The sequence below is a fragment of the Rufibacter sp. JT3400010 genome, assembly GCF_054956755.1.
Genome location: NZ_JBUDXA010000023.1, coordinates 15,107 through 35,975, shown reverse-complemented (window position 1 = coordinate 35,975; position 20,869 = coordinate 15,107). Strand labels below are relative to the sequence as shown.

Sequence of the window (20,869 nt, the reverse complement as noted above, 5' to 3'; positions counted from 1 at the left end):
AGATTCTGTTGACCCTTAATTTCCCTTGTACTTTAAGTAATTGTCTATCTGGTGGATGATAGCCCTGTTAGACAGCACATTGCTGGTTGCTTTGATCACTTTAGCTGTTCTGTCATTGGCATCTGTGATTACCATCTGCCCAGCGGAGTAGGAAACGCCCAGGATTCCTAGGTTACCTTCAACATCTCTGTACAGAGTTTCGTAACCTCTTGGCTCCTCTGACTGGCTTTTGACTGGTACCTGTTCTTTTGCAATGATATGGTACTGCAGGAATCTGGCTACCTGATCGCGCTGCTCTGGGGTTCCAGGATTGAAGTTAGGTACGCCTGTCGCCACTGTGCCCGGCAGAAGCCCATCTTTCACCGCCCGCTCTATGGCCGCGTTGGTAGGAATCAGGAAGGTGTAAGGGGTACCCACGGTTGTACCTTTTATATCGAGCGTAGCCGCATCAAACATGAGTGTGGAGTTTCTGAGATAGCTATTGAAATGAGAGAAAGCAGGATTAGCCGCTATGTGCTGGGCAGGTTTCAGTTCAGAGAAGTTCAGGATGCGATCTACATAGTATACCACCCCATTGCTGGCCTGTACCGGACCGGTTAAAGTGACTTGCTCCCCTTTGTCCACATTACCGGCAGCAAACACTTTCTTGTTGTTGTATTTGATGTATTCCTCACTGAAGGTTTGGATGATTCCTTCGCCGCTCAGGTCATTGAAGACAGTGTTTCTGTTATCAGCCGCGGTGACAATGTGTTGGTCAATGATTCTCTGCAGTCTTACTTGTGCCTGCCCACCTGTAATAGTGGTTCCACCAGTAGGCGGGGTGTACACCCAGTAATTGAATCTGGTATCCCAAGAGAATCCGGCGGCGGTCAAGGCGGCGTCAGAGATCAGGAATAGCGTATATCTGACGTTTGGCGTGGTAAGGCTTTCCTTGTAGCCGGCCAACGCTCTGATCATCATAGAGTACTTGGGGTCCAGGTAGGCTTTCCCGTAAACCGTATGGAAAACATTGGCTTCCTGTACTTTATTAGTGCCATAAAAGAACCCGTTGCTCAGCATTTTGGCTTCTACCACGTGGTTAGCTGGGTTTAACCGGGCGGCTTCGCTTGTTTTAAGGGGTGCCTGGTTGAATTTAGTAGGCCATACCGCCATAGGGAACATGTGCGCATTCAGGAAATCACGGATGATCTCAATTGGTGCTTCCTCCAATGATCTGTAGTTCTGGAGAAGAACTGTATTGATGTAATTGGTCACTACCTCATTTTTGGGAGCGTAGATGGTGTAGGTATTGGTCTGGCCTTCGTTATTCTGGCGGCTTGCACCACGCACCTCGTACCCCTCATCATTCAAGGCAAACTCAAGCTGCCCGTCATAGATTTTGGCGTATACCGGATTGGAAGAGCCCGTTAAGATTCGGTTGCGTTCGGTTGCCTCTGGGTTTTGCTGGTAATACACCATGTATTTTTCAAACAACTCCCTGAATACACTGTATTCTGATTTGCGGGCCAGATACTCTTCTATGTTATCCAGAGGCAGAATGACATTATCCACTTCATGGATTACCCCGTTCTCCGCCAGAATATCAGCGGTCACCACTTTGGCATTAGCCACCTGGAAGTTCCCGTTCCAATTGGCCCCGGAATAAAAGAGATTATAATCTGCCCCCGAAAGCTGCTGGCTGGCGAAAAAGATCTGCATAAAGTACGGGATGTACTTGTTGTTATTGTCAGCAAACACAAAGCCTCCGGTTCTGTTCCCGGAAATGATATTCTGATTCTGTAAGATCTGATTCCCTACTTTTACAGGACCTGTATATACACCTTTATAGTAAGCTGTCCGGCGTTTGAAAGCCTGGTCTGGCATCCACCCAGTGTTGCTCTGATAATCATCAAGCCGGTCTGTCATGAAGGCATTGTAGACCAAGGCGTAGGTGACAATTTTGGTGGCCGTCTCTTTGTTTATGGCGTCTACCCCAGAGATTCCGTTGGCGGTGAAATACTTCGTGAAGGCATCGTCATTGGGGGCAAAAAGGGTCCAGTAACCGGCAGCACTAAGAATGCTCTTGTACTCAGCCTTATCTACCAGTGCTAAAAAATTCTTGAAATTACCTCTGGCTTCTAATTGCTGGTAAATAGCAGGTTCCAGGCTTTCAGGCCTTGCGTAATATTCGTCCTTATCGTCACAATTAGTCAGAAGAACTAATAATGACAGGAAGTACAATAAAACTTTTACAGATTTAATCATAAGAATAGTTAATAGTAAAGGCTTTAATCTTGTGTTGTTTTTTACAATGTATGATGGCTTCTGCCATTGAAATTATCTTCAATACCACAGCATTTTTTGATACTTGAACTCTGTTATATCCTGAAATTGGAATACTTCCTTCTTCTGTTTTGCGGTACCCGTACTAAGAGAAGCTTCTCTGGAGTTTTTCGCTCATTTTTACAAAAGGGGCTTAAAAACCAACTGGAGTTGAGCACCTAAAGAATACCGCTGGCAAGCACACCTCAATTGATAGAGAAAGCTTTGCCACCCAACCCACACCAGCTTTGCAGTTGCCGTTGCAGCAGGCCTGAATAAGTCTCTTTGCGTGGCAGCGATTAGGCGCTGGTTTGGGAAAACAAGCTTCAAACTGGGTAGTTTTTCCGGAACTTGTCCTTTGGGCTGGCTTTGGGGGAAGCCTTGCATGATTACCCTTCCTCTTGTCTCTGACAGTAACACGTCACCTAGGTTGTGTTGCTGTTATTTTCCCGCTGGGCAGGATTCAGGCAAGTTCGGCTTGCATTTGAGACAGGACATGAGCTCTATCCACGAAGAGGTACATTCAGCTTAGTAGAGTTTTATCATATTCCTTTCATATTGTTTTACCCAAGATACGTGATACAATTCCAGTAATCTTTTATCCTATAAAACTAGTAAGTGTACTTGGTACAAGTATCCTGCACTATCCTGCCCTGCTCTGTCGTTTATTACTTATTTCTCTTTTTTAGCTTATAAACCAAGCTGTGGGTTATTAATAAGAGAAAAACATCTACGTTTTTTGAAAATATTTTAATCACTGAAAAACGGCTCATCTCCCATGGCAAGGGCACCTCTCAGATAAGGTAGGTTAAAATATGCCTATCTCTCTGTTGTGAGTTTTCTTCCATGAACATGGGAGAGCGTAAGGCATATTGCTGTTTTAAGGCCGTTTGGGCGAAACTTGGCCTAAAAACCCCTAGAGGCTGGGCTCTCATCAAGGAGCACCTGTTTCTCCTTTCTAACCTTAGGTTTAAACAAGCGAGGTGCTCCGGTCTATTGAATAATCTAACAAAGTAAACCTCGCCCTCTACGGCAGGCACTAACCAGAATATTCTAAGCGGTTGGTAAGTTTACTTGATTACTATTTATGGTGCATCCTGCCCTATCCTGTCAGAAATTGGCAAGTAGCTGCCCCTATACCTCTTCTTATGAACCAGTTTTCACAGGATAGCACAGGATAGAAAACTCCCTACCCACTTCTACTTTTAATAAATATGGACTTACAAAAGCGTACACTATTTTGAAGGCAACAGACAGCACACTTCCCAAAGCAGCGTTTTCCCAGCGTTTGACTTTCCGCCATCTTTTCAGGCACTTCCTCTTTCCCTTGATTTTGCTGCTGCCGATGAGTCCTGCTTTTGCTCAAAAGAGCAAGACGGTTAAACCGGTTACCAAGCCTCTTTTCGCCGATCCAGTTTATGACGGAGCCGCAGATCCGGTGGTGATTTACCATAAAAAGGAGAAAAAATGGTTCATGCTCTACACCAACCGCAGAGCAACGGATGAAAAAGCCGAGGGAGTTACCTGGGTCCACGGTACCCGTATTGGGATAGCCGAATCGACGGACGGCGGCGCTACCTGGAAGTACCGCGACACCGCTAATATCAATTACCGTCCGGTTGCGGCCTATACGCATTGGGCTCCCGATGTGGTAGAGCATGATGGCGTTTACCATATGTATCTTACCTATGTGCCTGGCATCTTTACAGATTGGAACCACCCGCGCACCATCATTCACCTCACCAGCAAAGACTTGTTTAACTGGGACTACCAATCTACCCTGCCTTTGGTGACCGACAAAGTAATTGATGCCAACGTGTACCGGTTACCCGATGGTACCTGGCGCTTGTGGTACAACAATGAAAGAGACGGTAAATCTATTTACTACGCAGACAGCAAAGACCTTTACCATTGGCAAGACAAAGGCAAAGCCATACAAGCCAGAGGCGAAGGCCCTAAAGTGTTCAGGTGGAAAGACCAGTACTGGATGATCATTGATGCCTGGAAAGGCCTTCAGGTTTTTAAATCTGATGACTTGCTCACCTGGCAAGCGCAACCAGAACGTTTGCTGGAAGAACCCGGCAAAGGAACCGATGACCAAGCCATTGGCGGACACCCAGATGTGGTAGTGAACGGCGACAGAGCGTACCTTTTTTACTTTACGCACCCAGGTAGAGCAAAAGCCAATCCGGCTCCTGGCAATTCTGTTGCCGCAAAACGAAGCGTCATTCAATTGGTGGAACTGGAGTATGCAGAGGGAAAACTCACCTGTGACCGAGACAAACCTACTTACATCAACCTGAAGCCTGGCAAATAGCCACAAACTCAACAGAACCTTATTCTGCCTTATGAAGAACCAATTCTTCCTTTTCTTTTTTGCCTTGAGTGCCTTTATCTTCTCTCTTGTAAGTTGTAAGGTAGAGACACCCGTATCCCGTACCTCTGGTCTTGCCTGGGTGCAGGAAGTGGGTGCTAAAAAACTGCCCCGGAAGAAAAAAGAATACAACGTAACTAACTACGGAGCAAAAAACGATGGCCAGACACTCAACACAAAAGCCATTCAGGCTGCCATTGATGCCTGCGCTGCCAACGGCGGGGGGATTGTCACATTTAACCCGGGCAATTACCTCACCGGATCTATCTTTCTGAAGAAAGGCGTCCATCTGCGCATTGACAAAGGCGTGCAGCTATTAGGAAGCCAAAACCTGGCAGATTACCCCGAGATGGATACCCGGGTAGCAGGCATTGAAATGAAATGGCCCGCCGCACTGATCAATGTCCTGGACCAGGAAGAAGTAGCCATTTCCGGCGGCGGAGTGGTGCATGCGCAAGGCAAACCTTTTTGGGACCTGTACTGGAACATGCGCAAGGAGTACGAGCCCAAAAAGCTGCGCTGGATTGTAGATTATGATGCCAAACGGCCCCGTACGCTTCTGGTTTCCAAGTCTTCTGATGTCACCATTGAAGGCATTACGCTGAAACAAGCGGGATTCTGGACCATTCACATCCTCTATTCTGATCATGTAACCGTAGACGGCGTGGTCATTCAGAACAACATTGACGGACACGGCCCTAGCACCGACGGCATTGACATTGATTCTTCCTCGTACGTGCTGGTGCAGAACAGTGACATTGACTGCAACGATGATAATTTCTGCCTTAAATCTGGTCGGGATTGGGATGGACTACGCGTGAACCGCCCTACGGAGTATGTTGTGATCAGAAACTGCATCTCGCGGGCCGGCGGCGGCCTGATTACCTTTGGCAGCGAAACCTCGGGCGGCATCAGGCATGTACTGGCGCATGACTTAAAAGCAAAGGGAACGGGTGTGGGCCTTCGGTTTAAATCTGCCACTACCAGGGGCGGCACCGTTGAAGATATTTATTTGCAGAACATTCAGATGGACGGCGTGGGCACTGCCATTGAAGTTTCCATGAACTGGAACCCCAGCTACAGCTACTCTACCCTACCGGAGGGCTATGCCCCTGAGTCCATCCCGGAGCACTGGAAAACCATGCTCCGGAAAGTGGAACCAGAAGAGCGCGGCATCCCTACGTTCCGGAATGTGACCATCTCCAACATCACCGCCAACAATGCCCGAAAAGCTCTTTCTGCAGCCGGTATTGAAAAATCCTTTGTTCAGGCATTTAAGCTGAATAATATCAACATTCAGGCTGCCACTGCCGGGGAAATCAACTACGCCAAAGACTGGACATTTGAAGACATGAGCCTGCAGACAAAAGACAACAGCAAACTAAAAATACAAAACAGTACCAACGTCAATCCTTAGAAGAACAATCCTGGACTGCGTTTCCGGTTTCAGGCTCGTTTTCACCAAACAGGCCAGAAACCGGAAACGCAGTTTGCAGCAAAACATCATTGTAACTCCTCTACCCTTGGCATGAATTTACTTTTCACCATCCCCTTGCAACCCAAGCGGCTATTATCTTTAAAAAGTTTTTTTGTCTTGGCGAAACTGCTGCTTGTTGGATTATCTTTCTCTGCCCAAGCACAAACCACGCCGGTAACTAAACTACCTGCCATTGACTTTTCACACGCGGGTTATCACGGTGGTGGCGTTGTACTGCCAGTAGTTCCGGCAGTATTAACGGTGCGCCCTACTGGCCAAGATGATACCCGGTTACTACAAGCGGCTTTAGACGAGGTGGCTAAATTACCGTTGCAAGCAAATGGGTTTAGAGGCGCGCTTCAGCTGGCAGCAGGCAAGTTTTTGGTTTCTGGTCAGCTTATCTTGCACGCAGATGGTGTGGTGCTGCGCGGAAGCGGTAACCAACAGACCACCCTTGTTGCTACGGGTAAAAACCGACGCAGCTTGTTTGTTGCAGGTAAAAAGAAATCACCTCAAACGGGTTCGCCGGTTAAAATAACAGACACGGTTGTTCCGGTAGGAAGCCGCACCTTTACCCTTAAAAATCTGGAAGGCCTACAAGCCGGAAACCGCGTGGTCATTACCCGGCCCAGCACCAAAGAATGGATTACCGCCCTGGGCATGGATACCCTGAAGGGAGTGTTTCCAGATCTCAGGTTCCATTGGCCGCCCGGCTCCCGAAACTTGGCGTGGGACCGTACCATCATCGCCCTTGATCCCGCAAAAAAACAAATTACGGTAGATGCACCCATCACCACTGCTCTGGAACAAACATACGGAGGTGGCACCTTGGCCAAAGTAACAGCAGAAGAACCTCTTCAGCACCTCGGCATTGAAAATCTTGTTTTGGAGAGCGATTTTGCGAAAATCAACCCCAAAGACGAAGAACATGCCTGGTACGCCATAAGCCTGGACCACGTGCAGGATGCCTGGGTGCGGGGAATAACGGCTCGTCATTTTGTTTCTTCGGCGGTGCGGGTGGGCCCTCGCGGACGAAGAATCACGATAGAAAACAGCCGGAGCGAACAACCCATCTCTGAGATTGGTGGCTACCGCCGGCATAGTTTCTTGGTGGAAGGCCAGCAGGTTCTGGTGCAGCACTGTACGGCAGAGGCAGGTATCAATGACTTTGCCATCGGGTTTGTGGCCGCAGGTCCCAATGTGTTCCTCAACTGTACCGCCACTAATGCTTTGGGCGCCAGCGGATCTTATGAAAGCTGGGCTTCAGGCGTACTTTATGAAAATGTGCAGGTAAACGGAGCAGGCTTACGACTCACTTACGACTTAGAACGAGCCCAAGCCGGCGGCTGGACTGCCGCCAATTCTGTTGTCTGGAATTGTACCGCCAAAGAGATTGTCGCCAAAGGTTTTGCTGCCGCGCCTGTAGTTGCTATCACTTCTCCAGTGCCAGTTTATTCTAACCAGCTTGCCCTACGGATGGGCAAACCAGCCTTGGCAGCAATCAACAAACGGGTTGCTACAGGTACGCCAGCAAGCGCGGCTTCTCTCAAAGAATTCACCAGCAATAACCTTCCTCCTGCCGCTCCTGAGAATACTAAAACGCATTCTGTCTTACAACTTGTAAACGGCCGGTTTGTGCTGGGCAACAAAACCCTTTGGGGCGGAATGGTAAACGATGCCTGGTGGCTGGGGCAAACCTCTCCCGCCAATGCGTTGGATGCAGGAATTAGCATTACCCGCTACGTACCGGGCCGGGTTGGTCCGGGGCTAACGGAAGAATTACCCGCTCTGGCCGCAAAAGTAGCAGCGCAGGGAACGCCTTTTTACCAAAGCGGTCCTGCCATCTGGTATGACCGCCGTAGAGACGATCATACCATCATAGAACGTCCCACCAGCAACGTATGGGCTGCTTTCTATGAGCTTCCCTGGGCCCGAAGCGGCAAGGGTAAAGCCTGGGACGGCTTAAGTCAGTACGATGTAAGCACGTACAACCCCTGGTATTTTGAGCGTACCCGCGAGTTCGCCAAGCTTTGTGACCAGGAAGGAATTGTGCTGTACCACCACTTGTATAACAACCATAACTTGCTGGAAACTGCCTCCCACTGGATTGACTTCCCCTGGCGACCTGCCAACAACATCAATGAGACAGGCTTGCCAGATCCGCTGGAACCCAAAGCCAGGGTGCACGTGGCCAATCAGTTTTATGACGCCACCAACCCAAAACTGAGAGAACTGCACCGGGCGTACATTTTTCATGTGCTGGATCAACTAGGAGCATTTGACAACATCATCTTTGGGTTGAGTTTCCAGTATTCCGGACCGTTTGAGTTCCAGAAATTCTTCCAACAAACCGTGGCAGAATGGGAGCAGAAAAACAACCGCAAAGTGCGTCTGGTACTGGACACCAGCAAGAACGTGACCGACGCCGTACTCGCAGATCCGGAACTTGCCAAACAAGTAGCGGTGGTAGACATGCGGTATTGGCATTATCTGCCTGATGGCACTTTATGGGCTCCGCAAGGCGGCAAGAACTTGGCTTTTAGAGAAATTCACCCCAAAGAGTTTGGCGACAATACCACCCCCGAGCAGGTGTACCGTCAGGTACGGGAATACCATGCCCAGTACCCAGAAAAAGCCATTGTTGCCTGGCACAGCGGCGCAGGTCCGGTACCAGCTTTGATGGCGGGCGGAGCGCAGGTCATTATGCGCAACCCAACCGCGGGGCACGGACAAGGTAGGAGCCTGGACAATCATCCGCTGGATACTTTTGTCCAACAAAACCTGGCCGAAAACCTCATGCAGATGCAGCCGCAGGACGGACTCCTTGCCCAAAGCACGCAGAACTGGGCCCTCACCGCTGCCAACCAGAACACGCTGCTCTTCTCTTCCCTCTCGGGGCAAGAAATCACCTTATTGCAGAAATTGCCTAAAAAGGCCTACACAGGCTTGTGGTTTGATCCACAAACCGGTAAAACCCAAGCCGCTGTTCTTCCAGGTAAACTCAAGAAAGGCACCGCCCTACAGAAACCCACCGCAGACCATTGGCTTTTACTATTGAAGGTCGGCAATCAAGCATTATAGGTTAGGACTCAAGCAATACCGTCCCGGAACACAGATTCTCCCCTTGAGGGGAGATAAAGAGGGGTGTTTACACAGGAGAGCGAGCACATTATTGACTTATTATAGGGGGTAAAGATAATTTGTAGTTGCTAGGAATTGTATGACCAGAAATGCGTTGACCAGCAGGTGTAAACACCCCTCTACGCTCCCCTCAAGGGGAGAATTTGCCTTGAAGAGGTGCTTTGGTGTTTCTGGGGATGTTTTAACCCCGTGAGGGATGATTTCCTATTTCACATCATGTTACAAAGCCAAAAGCCTTTGGAGAAAACAATGTTGTTTCTTCCAAAGGCTTTTGGCTTTATTCGTTTATTACCTCCTTTTCTCAAATTAGGGCAAAACTAAACCTGTTCTTTTGAGGTGCCTAATCTTTACGTGAGCGCTTCACTTTAGCAGAAGCAGGTTTCACTGGTGCAGGTTTAGCAGATGTAGAGGTTAAAGTAGTTGGCACCAACGCAATAGATGGAGTTGGAGGCGCTGCCATGCCTTCGCCCACGTAAAAACTAGTATGTGGCGGCTGGTTGTACCCTACGTTCTGCCAGGCAATGGCGGTCCGGTATTGAGTATCGTGCATGAAGGTGTAGAACCGGTGCGTAGTGGGGATGGTGGTAGTGAAAATCAGAAGCTCGTCGTTGTTGCTGCTCCGGTAAATGGCTTCCTCTCGCCAGTCGCCCAGGATATCCGCACTTAGTGCCGGATTGGCTTTGGTGCCGTTGTTGCTGGCTGCGCCGTACTCCCGGGCATTGAAGATTCTGTCCAGTTCACTGGTGTTGTAATTCCATTTGTAGATGGTGGGCCCGTCCAGGAGTTCCCGCTGCAGATCGCCGTCCCACCAGCTGCCAAAATTCATGCTTCGGGGCTTCGCGGTAGAGATTTCCTCTCCTTTTGCGTTGTGCAAGCCTCCTGCGGCTCCCCACGCCTCATACCCTTTGTACCTGGGGTCAATATCAGCGGTCATAGCCCGGCCGATGTCACCCGTAGCAGGTATTCCCCATAGTTTTTCGCCAGTGGCGGCATCGCGCATCCAAAGACCATTGCCTTGGTATTGGCGCTGAGATTCATGCGCAGTCCAGGACTCCAGACCCGGACGGTCAGGATCCAGGTCGCCCACGTGCAGGGCATCGCCGTGGCCCAGACCCGTGCTATAAAGCCCCTTGCCATCGTCATTGACGGTCATGGAACCGAAAACCACTTCGTCTTTGCCATCTCTGTCTACATCACTAATCGTTAGATTATGGTTACCCATGCCAGCATAAGGACGGTTGCCTTCGGTTTTGGTGTCAAAAAGCCAGCGTTGGGTTAATTTACCGTTCCGCCAATCCCAGGCTGCCAACACAGCACGGGTATAGTAGCCTCGGGTCATAAGCAAGCTGGGACGCTGCCCATCAAAGTAACCTACTCCGGCCAGAAAACGGTCTACGCGGTTGCCGTACGGATCACCCCAGCTGGCCACATTTCCACGGGCGGGCAAATAGTCAACGGTTGCCATGTTGGCCCCGGTCTGGCCGTTGAAAACGGTCAGGTACTCTGGCCCGCTGAGAATGTATCCGGTTTGGTTGCGGTGGTCAGCAGCGGCATCGCCAATGACCTTGCCCGCACCGTCTACTGTTCCATCAGCGGTCTTGCAGGCCACTTCGGCTTTGCCGTCACTGTCTAAGTCATAGACAATAAACTGGGTGTAATGCGCCCCCGCCCGGATGTTCCTTCCCAAGTCTATGCGCCACAGTCTGGTGCCGTTCATTTTATAAGCATCCAACAAAACCTTGCCGGTATAACCTCTGTGCGAATTGTCTTTGGCATTGGAAGGGTCCCACTTGACCACAATTTCATATTCGCCATCTCCATCTAAATCTCCTACACTGCAGTCACCTGGGCTATAGGTATAATTTATGTTGTCTGGAGTGGTGCCACCGGCGGGGCGCTGCAAGGGCAGGCGTTTAAACGGCTCCGTCCAAACTGTAGCCGGCGCAGATGCTGCTTGCTCCTGCTTACCTGTGATGGGACGTACGGTGTACGGTTCATTCGAGCTTGTTTTATCGATAAAATTAGTAGCTCCAGTAATGGGAGATGCATTTACTTTTGTTTTTCCCCGGTACAGGTTGAAGGCAATCTCCTTGGGATCGGTGCCAAGGAGGCGCCAACTCACAAATACTTCCGCGCTATTGGTTCTTACCGCCACTATCCCTCGCCCCAAATTCTCCACTTGGCGCTGGGCAAACCCAACCGTGCCTAGAGAAAGCAACAGAAACAGCAAGTTCAAGCTCCTGCGCACCAACCTGGGGCAAATCTTAAAATTGGTAAGCATCAACGCACCAGTCCTTTCCCCTTTTGCGGAGAGTTGGTGTTCCTGTAGTTCTTGCCGGTTTAGGTTCATGCGTGAGAAGCGTTAAAATAGGATTGGAGAATCTTAAGCGTAGAACATTTGGATGCATCAGTTTTAGAGCCGTTTTACCGAAAACGCCCTTAAAACAGGAATAGCTTTCTTCTAAACCAAGGCATACACATTGCCAGAGATCTACGCAAGGGTGTGCTATGCAAAGAAAAAGCCCTGGCAAGTAATGCACTCGCCAGGGCTTGAGGGGTTAGAACAACTCGTTTACCACAGGTCGGTCAAACTGTTGGGAGTTGCCGTCTGTTTTAGGCAGGCCGAAGTAGAAGTACAAGGTCCGTTTGATTGGTCCAGACACCTTGTTCATCTCGCCCGCAGGTCCCAGGTTTCTGGTGTTGGCACTGATGTTCAGGGCCAGTTTGGTGCCCAGTGGCGGAATGTTATCCAGGAAGGACACGTTCCCTATTGGCAATTCTGGGTGCGGCTTAATACCAGATAGGCCGTAGAAATCAAAGCGGCGCACGAACAGGCCTTCCTGCGGCGAGGCCACAATGAACTTGCCCTCCACGGTGTTGAACTCCATCCAGGCGATGTCTGAGAAATAGCCTTTGAATTCTGGGTACTGCCAAGGGGCGCTACCGGTCTGCACATCGTTGTAGTAGTTTTCATAAACCCCATGCTCCATACCCTGCGGACGGTTTTTCCAAACACGGTACGGACCTTTGCCCAACCACTTGGCGCCAATGATAAAGTTCTCAGGGTACGTGAAGCTGATACCCGTGAAAGGATAGTTTCCGTTCAGGTTGTACTCATAATCCAGGCTTACCCAGCCGCTGCCATGCATTTTCCATTTTGCGTACTTCAGGTCTCCGGTGTAGTTCACTTCCACCACGTGCCCGTCGCCGTCTTTGTAGTGCTTCACGTTGGCCACTTTGGCAGTACCAGAAACCATTACTGGTCCGTCCCCGAAGTTCAGGTTTTTGGCGGTGGTGTTGAGCACCTCGGTCAGGGTGCCTTTCTTCTTGTCCAACTTGATCGCAATCTCCCCGCCTTTCAACTGGATGGTGGAATCAGTTTCGGTTACTTCTACCTTCCACTCTGGCTCAGCAGTCTTGCTTTGGTTACCGGTAGCAGGTTTGTTGGCGTTTTTCGCTTGTTCTTTGGAAAGGAGCACAATACCGTCCAGCAGCTTTTCATTGGTCTTCACGTTCCAGGTCCAGGTGTAGAGCAGTTCTTTGTGCGGATCATAGGCCGAGAGCATCAACACGTCATAGTCTTTCCAGTCGGCGGGAAGGTTCAGTTTCAGGTTTCCTTTGGCGGTTGGCGCAATAGACGGGCCAGCGCCAGTACCTTTTTTGCGCGTAACTGTGCCGGTGAAGGTATCGCCGGGCTTGCGGTAATCGGCTAGCTCCCACTGGAACGTGCACTGATTTAGGTTTGTGAAATGGTAGCGGTTCTCCACCGGAATAGTGCCTTCAAAAGCGGCAGGCAGTTTCTCCATCTTGATATGCACCGGCGAGTAGATTTCCTTGATGGCGAAGAAGCTGCCTTCTTTCTCGCGGTGCGGACCTACCAAACCATCCGGCGCGTTTACCTTGTTCACATCAATGATGTTGTTCAGATCGGTACGCACAATTCCTTCGTCGGCCAGGTCCCACAGAAAGCCACCGGCACCCAGTTTGTTGTTCCAGTGAAGTTCCCAGAAATCGGCCAGCGAGGTTCCGCCGCCGCCATCGTCCTGAGAGTGCAGGAACTCGGTAGGCATGTAGATATTCGGTCCTTCCAGCAGGTTCTTGGTGCTGTAATAATCTTCGTAATGGTTACAGTCAATGCCGTTGAACGCGTTGCCGGGGCGGTGGTGCGCATGAATCACCGGGCGGTTAGACAAGTCGAATTTGGCATAATCGTCTACCAGTTCTTTGTTGTGTCCGCCTTCATTCCCGTTGCTCCAGAAGATGATGGAGGGGTGGTTGGCATCTCTGATTACCATCTCTTTCACTAGCGGGGCACCGGCTTTGGTGCTGTAGGCTTTCTGCCAGCCAGCCAGTTCATCCAACACGTAAAGACCCAGTGAGTCGCAGATTTGCAGGAAGCTTTTGTCTGGCGGGTAATGCGAGCACCGCACGGCGTTCATGTTCATTTCCTTCATCAGCTTCACGTCCATCAGGTCAATATCGCGGTTCACCGAACGGCCCGTCTCTGGCCACCACACGTGGCGGTTCACTCCTTTCATCTTGATCTTGGTGCCGTTCAAATAGATGCCGTCGCCCTTACGAATCTCAATGGTCCGGAACCCGAACTTCTCCGAGGTTTGGTACAAGTTCTTTCTTCCATTTTTGATAGAGGTCCTGACAATATAGAGATTAGGCGTTTCAGCGGTCCATTGCAGCGGGCTGTTCACTTGAGTTTTGATGTTCACCAGCGTGTCTTTCGAAACGGTAGCGCGGCCGGTGCCCACTACTTTTCCAGCCGCATCTACTATCTCAGCCACTACTTCCCGGCCGGGCTGTGGATTCACTAAATGCACGTTCATGGAGAAAGCACCGTCAGCCTTGGCATCAACAGCGGTGTAGGCCACATGCTCAGTTGGCAGAGCCTCCAGGTAAACCGGGCGGAAAATACCTCCGAAGATCCAGTAATCTGCCAGTCGCTCTGCGTTGTTCACCGATGGATCGGCTGACATTTTGCTTACCGTCACTTCCAGCAGGTTGTCTTTGCCGTACTCCAGCTTGTCCTTAATATTGTACTTGAACTCGTAAAACGCTCCCTGATGGACTGGCCCCGCTGACTTGCCGTTGATCTTTACCTCCGTATCTGTCATGGAGCCCTGGAAGACGATGTACACGTCCTTGCCTTTCCAGTTTTTGGGAACCTGGAACATGTGCTTGTACATGCCTTTCTCATCCGCGAAGCGGAAGTTCTTGCCGTAGGTCACGTAGTCACGGCCATAATTGTACGACCCAAAACCCTGTTGCTCCCAATGCGAGGGCACCTGAATAGTAGTCCATTTACCGCTTTGCCGCCCGCCAGTAACCATAAAATCCCAGGCAACCGTGTTCTTGTTATCGGTCCCGGAGAGATACTTTATCTGTTTGGTTTCGGGTGTTTTGGAAAAGGCTCCCGCCGAGACCAGCAGAAGTAAACAAATAGATGCAAGCTTTTTGATGAACATGAGCTAGTGATTGTGGTACTATAGAAAATGACTATTCAACGTTGAGTTCTTGAGTAAAAAGTATTTTGAAACAGATTACCGTGCCTTCCTCTATTGCTTCTCTCTGTTCTTTACAAGCCAGATTATTGGCTGTTTTAGGCAAATTAGCCTATAAACAAGCTACCTAAGTTCTCTGCTCCAATGTCTTCTTCTCTTCAACTGCTTTAAAAATAAGGAAGTGGTTTGGCAGAAGTATCCTGTTCTGTCCCGTTGTGCCTTCGGCTTCTTTGAAGAAACTCTTGCCATGCACTACATAATCAGTCAATAGAAGAAGTTCTCCACTTTATTCTCTGCTGCTTTCTGCCTGATTTTAGCAAAACACCCTGAAAAAGATAAACACCTAAAAGAAAAGGGAAATACCTAAAAGAAAAGGGAAACAGGAAGTAAACCTCCTGTTTCCCTTTTCTTTTAGGTGTCCTTTTGGTAAAACGCGCTAGAAACGCAGACTGAGTTAATTAATAGCCCGGATTTTGTTCGGCTTGCCGTTCCTCAGAATTGAGGGGCTGCCCGTTTCTGGTTACCCGCTCCAAGTGTTGGATTGGAATGGGCCGTAATTTGTGGAACGGCTGTACATTCACCGCATCTGGGTTGAAGGCTTTGGCGCGTACCAGCAAGGTTTCGGTGCGAACCAGATCTTCCCAGCGGTGTAACTCGCCCAGCAACTCACGGCTTCTCTCGTTCAGGATAAAGTGGATGAACCGGTCTTGTACAGATGTAACGGAGGCGGGATACATTTCACTAGCCGCATTGGTGGTGAAGAGTTCAGTAGTGGCGGTGATTTCTGGATAAGTGCTGCTGGTGTTGTTTCTGTCACCACCTTCTACTTTCCAGTACTCAGGTCTTTTCACCTCACCCGCTTTGTAAGCAGCACGTTGTCTAATTACATTGATGTACTCCAACGCTTTGGCATAGTTTCCTTTACGTCCGTAAGCCTCGGCTGCAATCAGGTAGGTTTCGCCAAGGCGGGCAAGAATACCGTCTTTTACACCTTGTTGGGCCGCTACGTTCTGGCGGAATGGATCTATATACTTAATCAAAGTTGGAAAGATTGCTCTTGTTGAGAAAGCTGATGCCAGTGCCCCTGCGCTGGTGGTGTAGTATCTTGGATACAGATTATACCTCGTTTTATTTATCTGGTCCTGTGTTACTGGTTTGTTTGCCGAATTCACCATCACATAGAAGGCAGTATCTCCAACAGCCCACCTCGGTTGCCCTACCAAGTTAGCGCTAGGTGCATTGGCGGCAGTCCATTTTGGTATGCTGGCTGCATTATTACTGATGTAAGCCAGTTGAAAACTCTTGTGGAAACGAGAGTCGTTCTTGCGGTCGTAAATGTCCATAGCGTAATTGGTGGGCATGGCTCTACGGAAAGGTCTGCCGTTGGCAAGATCCCGCACCATACCTGGTTGCTGGTCATAGGCCATGATGAAATACATGTGGGTCTGGTTCCCATAGCGGCCAGAAAGCAAGGTATTGTTGTTCCATTGCGCTGAGAAGATGATTTCTTTGCTCTTCTGGGCAGCGGTACTGTTGGCGTAGCTGGAGATATCCCACAGTCTGCCGTAGTTTGACTCCAATGCATACGTACCAGAATTGATTACCTGGTCTGCGTAGAAAGCGGCGCTGTCTATGTCAGTAGGTTTCTGTCCTCTCTGGTCTGTGATGGCACTGCCTCTAGTTAGATAGGCTTTGGCCAGAAAATGCTGGGCCGCGCCTTTGGTTACCCTCCCAAACTGGGTTTGAGTGGCAGGGAGATTATCTACTGCAAATTTAAAGTCAGAGATAATGGTCTGGTACACTTGGGGCACCGGTGTTCTAGGAAATTCGGTTTGTACCCCTTTAGTAGATTCCAACGGCATAGGAATGGCCCCAAACTGCTGCACCAATTGGAAATAATACAGGGCTCTCAAAAACCGAAGTTCACCCATTCTTCTGGCTTTTGCCTCAGGGGTCACCAAGGTCTGCACGCCAACTACCTGCGGAATATATTCAATGCCGGTATTGGCCTGGTTAATCCCAAAGTAGAGCGTAGACCAGGTCTCATGCAGGAACACATCTGGGGCCGGTGGGTTGGAGTTTAACCGGTTGTCATAAGTATTGTAGTAGTTATGGTTTACCTGATCTGCATGGGTAAACTCATCAGTCCCGAAGTTCCATAGGGTATAAGCCCACTCATAGGTGAACTTATGCCTTACCGGCTCATAGGCAGCCTCTACTAAATCCTCCACTCCTTGCTCTGTCTTGTAGTAATCCTCTGTTAATGTGGCTACTAATTCCTCTTCCAAATAATCATTACAAGAAGTGGCGCCCAGAAAAAACAGAGGAAATATAGCCGCTATGATTATATTCTTCTTTTTCATTTGTTCAACTGTTAATCTTTAAAAACCTACTCTTAACCCAAACACTAGACTTCTGTTGCTCAAACCCAACTGACGTTCTGCCTCAGCAGAACCTGTACCCGGGTCTGTAACTTCTGGATCTAGTGCTTCAAAACTTGTGAACAAGAATGGGTTCACTGCATTCACGTAAACACTAAGGCTCTTGCCTCTGAATTTAGAGACAAAGGCTTGCGGGAAGGTATAACTCAAGGAGATGTTTCTAACCCGTACAAAGTCTCCATTTCTGTACTGTAAAGAAGTACCGTACTGCTGAATATCAGTGTTTCTGATTGGTCTTGGGAATTCATTACTTGGGTTGGCAGGGGTATAGTAATCAAAATCAATGTTCTGGTAACGGCCGCCAAGCCCTGGCCGGTACGCGATGCTGTTGATTTTCTGGCCAACCCTGGCAAACACCAGGAAAGAGAGGTCAAAGCCTTTGTACGCGAAGGTATTCTGAATACTGCCCGACCACTTAGGTCTGTTGGTTCCTACAATGGTCAAATCCTGTCCATTGATCACTTTGTCATTGTTCAAGTCGGCTACTTTGATATCTCCTGGCACTTGTTTATACACCGATGCCTGATCTCGTTCGCTTTCCTGCCAGATGCCCTCAAACTTGTAGTCATAATACACACCTAAAGGCTGACCAATGAACCAGCGGTTTCCTATGTCATCATTAGCCCCGTTGTACAGCTCCACAAATTCTTCTTTGTTTTTAGTGAAGATGAAGGTTGAGGTCCAGTTCAGACCGCTCTCATTACGGATGTTGTCTGTAGTTAGAGAGACCTCTACCCCTCTGTTACGGGTAGCGCCAATGTTCTCCAGTACGCTGGCATAGCCTGAGGCGGTAGGCAAGGCTCTTGGTAAGATCAGGTCCGTGGTTTTGGCATCGTACACTTCTACCGTACCGGTGATTCTTCTTTGAAAGAAGCCAAAATCAAGGCCGAGGTTTACTGTGCTGGTTTTTTCCCAGGATAGATTTGGAAGACGTTGACCGGTTACGGCATAACCATAGGCGGCGGCTTCATCCCATACGTAGGAAGTACGACCCAGTACACCACCTGTTTGGTATGGCCCAATAGAGGATTGCCCCACAGCACCGTAACCTATTCTGAATTTCAGTTCATTGATAAAATCAACCCCTTTCAGGAAATTCTCTTCCTGCGCTTTCCAGGCCAAGGCGAAGGAGGGGAAGAAATCCCATTTGTTACCCGGCGCCAATACCGAGGAACCATCATAACGGCCAGAAGCGGTAAACAGGTATTTGTCTTTGAAGCTGTAGTTCACCCGCCCCATCCAAGACTGTAAAGTTCTCAAGGAGTAACCACTTGAAAAAGCCGTTGGTGTACTCTGGTTTGTAGAGCCTATGTTATACCACAACTGACTTTCATAAGGAAAATCAGCGGCGGTAATACTGCTGCCTTCGTTTCTATCTTTCTGAATACTCTGGAGCAACGTTACCCCAAGGGTATGGTCTGTGGCTATTGTCTTGTCATAAAACAACAAGTTTTCAACCACATAGGTAAAGTTCTGGCTTTGGCCGTAAACCGCACGGGCACTACCACCTTGTCTCACGGAAGACAAAGAACCTTCAAACGTACCGTTTCTGGAATGCCTGAAGTCTGGCCCTACGTTGACCCGGTACCGTAAACCTTCCAGCAATTTGGCCTCGGCATAGAAACTCCCGAAAATGCGGGTACTGCGGTTTTCGTTGATAATTAAATCTGCATCACGTATGGGGTTATAGATGTTGATATCGCCGCCTGGTAGCTGTATTACATTTCCTTCATTGTCATAAGGGATAGCTAGAGGCAATTGACTGGTGTATCTACCGTAAATGTTGGCTCCGTTGTTCTGAACGTTCACGTTGGCGTTGATGGTACCGCCCACCGTTAAGAACTTAGCTACGGTATAGTCCAGGTTTAGGCGCGTATTGTACCTTGTAAAATCCTGACCTAACTGGAGCCCCTCTTGGTTTAAATAACTTGCTGAAAAGGCTGCTCTGATTTTATCTGTACCGCCTCTCAATAGAATCTGGTGGCTTTGGGTAACAGCATCACGCAAAGCCATGTCCTGCCAGTCTGTTGATCTCACATTGGCTGGGTTGTAAATAGGCAATTCAGTAACTCCATACAAGGCCTGCTCCTCAGCAGTTGCAGGGCGCAACCTGGGAATCCGGTTTTCCAGGTCAATCCACTCATATCCCATGGCCACTGATTCCCACATATAGGGATCTTGACGGAACAAGTTGTAATCTAAAGTTGGATCTGGATAAGGACTGGCATACGCATTGGTGTTCCGGTACGCCTGACGTCTCAATTCGGCAAACTCTGGGCCGTTCATTAGGTCAAGCGTAACCAAAGGACTATCAAAACTCATGTAGCCATCATAGTTCACACTAATGGTCCCTTCTTTCCCTCTTTTGGTTGTCACCAATACCACTCCATTTGCTCCCCGTGACCCGTAAATAGCGGTAGAAGAAGCATCTTTCAGGATCTCTATTGATTCAATATCCAAAGGGTTGAAATCATTGATACCTGTACCTTCTGCCAACGGAATACCATCTACCACATACAAAGGCTCATTAGATGCCTGAACAGAACGGTTCCCTCTTATTCTAATGGAAGGTACTGCGCCCGGGCGGAAACTACTGGTGGCAATGTCTACCCCGGCTGCTCTACCCTGCAAAGCCTGCGTCAAGTTTTGCACTGGCACCTGCGCAATTTGCTCCGCTGAGACAGAAGACAAAGCACCCGTTACGTCACTTTTCTGAGCAGTACCATACCCAATGACCACTACTTCATCTAATGCCTGAGTATCTGTTTTAAGAGTGACATTTACGGTAGTGCGGCCATTAACGGCAACCTCTTGCGTGACATATCCTATAAAGGAGACCAATAGAGTAACGTTGCCATCTGGAACGTTCAATGTATAGTTTCCTTGTACATCTGTAGCCGTAGCAATAGTGGTGCCTTTTACCATTACCGTCACGCCCGGCATTCCCTCTCCGTCACTTCCTATCACTCTGCCACTAATGGCCAAATCGGCATAACCTGCCGTTCTGCTAGTACTATTTTCTGCACTGCTGTAAAAATGAGCAGCAGATGTGATTATAGCACTTGCTCCACTATTGTCAATTCTCCTGTAGCTTACTTTGCTCTCAGCATGAACTGGATTCACCCCAATACCAAGAAACGGCAAAGCAAAACAAAGGTAGCAAGCATAATAAAGTCTCTTCTTCATACCATTATAAACCAATGTGACTTAGGTAATATAAATATGTGATAAAGCTAAGTCTTGAGCTTAGAACTACCATCCTGCACTGTCCTGCCTAAAGTTGATATATTTACTATTTATAGCCTTTCTATGAATAGTTTACAATCAAAATAACAATCTTCCGACAGTTTATTTCCTAATAATTCAACCAAAGGCTCAGAAAGGATTAGAAAGGATAATTAAAACTAATTGAGAAGAAATCACGAGAAACTAATTTATACCAAATCGCCTAAGGACTTCCATCTTAAACTAGGCAGATTCTGGCGCAAGCGTCCGTTTGTGTCGCCGTTTGGCAGAACAGCTATGCGTGTGGACACAAGCGGACGCTTGCGCCAGAATGCTTTTGGAAGAATGTAAATACTAGAGGGGATATAGGTATGTAACTTTGGAAGAGCTTTGAAAG

Annotated in this window: 8 protein-coding genes; 3 read left to right on the top strand and 5 right to left on the bottom strand. The window is 48.8% G+C overall.

From position 1 onward, the window contains the following. Positions 1-15: 15 nt before the first annotated feature. Complete coding sequence (locus tag ACY0JR_RS17550; protein ID WP_462635457.1) at positions 16-2,244, bottom strand: fasciclin domain-containing protein; 2,229 nt, start codon at positions 2,242-2,244, stop codon at positions 16-18. A gap of 1,402 nt (positions 2,245-3,646) precedes the next feature. Here ACY0JR_RS17550 and ACY0JR_RS17545 point away from each other — a divergent pair. From ACY0JR_RS17545 to ACY0JR_RS17535, 3 genes are all read left to right on the top strand, one after another. Next, the gene (locus tag ACY0JR_RS17545; RefSeq protein WP_462635455.1) at positions 3,647-4,618 is read left to right on the top strand and encodes a glycosyl hydrolase; all 972 of its coding nucleotides are present in this window, start codon (positions 3,647-3,649) and stop codon (positions 4,616-4,618) included. Between the two features lie 31 nt (positions 4,619-4,649). Then, on the top strand, positions 4,650-6,092 hold the full coding sequence (locus ACY0JR_RS17540) for a glycoside hydrolase family 28 protein (RefSeq protein ID WP_462635454.1): 1,443 nt from the start codon (positions 4,650-4,652) through the stop codon (positions 6,090-6,092). 177 nt (positions 6,093-6,269) lie between these two features. Next, positions 6,270-9,233 carry a DUF6298 domain-containing protein gene (locus ACY0JR_RS17535; protein WP_462635453.1) on the top strand — a complete coding sequence of 988 codons (2,964 nt, stop codon included), beginning with the start codon at positions 6,270-6,272 and terminating at the stop codon, positions 9,231-9,233. Between the two features lie 400 nt (positions 9,234-9,633). Here the strand turns inward: ACY0JR_RS17535 and ACY0JR_RS17530 are convergent, their stop codons facing one another. The 4 genes from ACY0JR_RS17530 to ACY0JR_RS17515 all read right to left on the bottom strand — a co-directional run bounded on the left by ACY0JR_RS17530 (position 9,634) and on the right by ACY0JR_RS17515 (position 20,214). After that, on the bottom strand, positions 9,634-11,643 hold the full coding sequence (locus ACY0JR_RS17530; protein WP_462635452.1) for a rhamnogalacturonan lyase: 2,010 nt from the start codon (positions 11,641-11,643) through the stop codon (positions 9,634-9,636). 208 nt (positions 11,644-11,851) lie between these two features. Next, the gene (locus ACY0JR_RS17525; protein WP_462635450.1) at positions 11,852-14,770 is read right to left on the bottom strand and encodes a glycoside hydrolase family 2 protein; all 2,919 of its coding nucleotides are present in this window, start codon (positions 14,768-14,770) and stop codon (positions 11,852-11,854) included. Positions 14,771-15,264: 494 nt separating this feature from the next. Further along, positions 15,265-17,169, bottom strand: coding sequence for a RagB/SusD family nutrient uptake outer membrane protein (locus ACY0JR_RS17520; RefSeq protein ID WP_462635449.1), 1,905 nt, complete (start codon positions 17,167-17,169; stop codon positions 15,265-15,267). 18 nt (positions 17,170-17,187) lie between these two features. Further along, on the bottom strand, positions 17,188-20,214 hold the full coding sequence (locus tag ACY0JR_RS17515) for a SusC/RagA family TonB-linked outer membrane protein (protein WP_462635448.1): 3,027 nt from the start codon (positions 20,212-20,214) through the stop codon (positions 17,188-17,190). Between the last annotated feature and the right edge of the window lie 655 nt (positions 20,215-20,869).

Excerpts from the sequence above, each read along its gene's own strand:
- ACY0JR_RS17550 (WP_462635457.1), bottom strand. The coding sequence starts at position 2,244 with ATGATTAAATCTGTAAAAGTTTTATTGTACTTCCTGTCATTATTAGTT.
- ACY0JR_RS17545 (WP_462635455.1), top strand. The coding sequence starts at position 3,647 with ATGAGTCCTGCTTTTGCTCAAAAGAGCAAGACGGTTAAACCGGTTACC.
- ACY0JR_RS17540 (WP_462635454.1), top strand. The coding sequence starts at position 4,650 with ATGAAGAACCAATTCTTCCTTTTCTTTTTTGCCTTGAGTGCCTTTATC.
- ACY0JR_RS17530 (WP_462635452.1), bottom strand. The coding sequence starts at position 11,643 with ATGAACCTAAACCGGCAAGAACTACAGGAACACCAACTCTCCGCAAAA.
- ACY0JR_RS17525 (WP_462635450.1), bottom strand. The coding sequence starts at position 14,770 with ATGTTCATCAAAAAGCTTGCATCTATTTGTTTACTTCTGCTGGTCTCG.
- ACY0JR_RS17520 (WP_462635449.1), bottom strand. The coding sequence starts at position 17,169 with ATGAAAAAGAAGAATATAATCATAGCGGCTATATTTCCTCTGTTTTTT.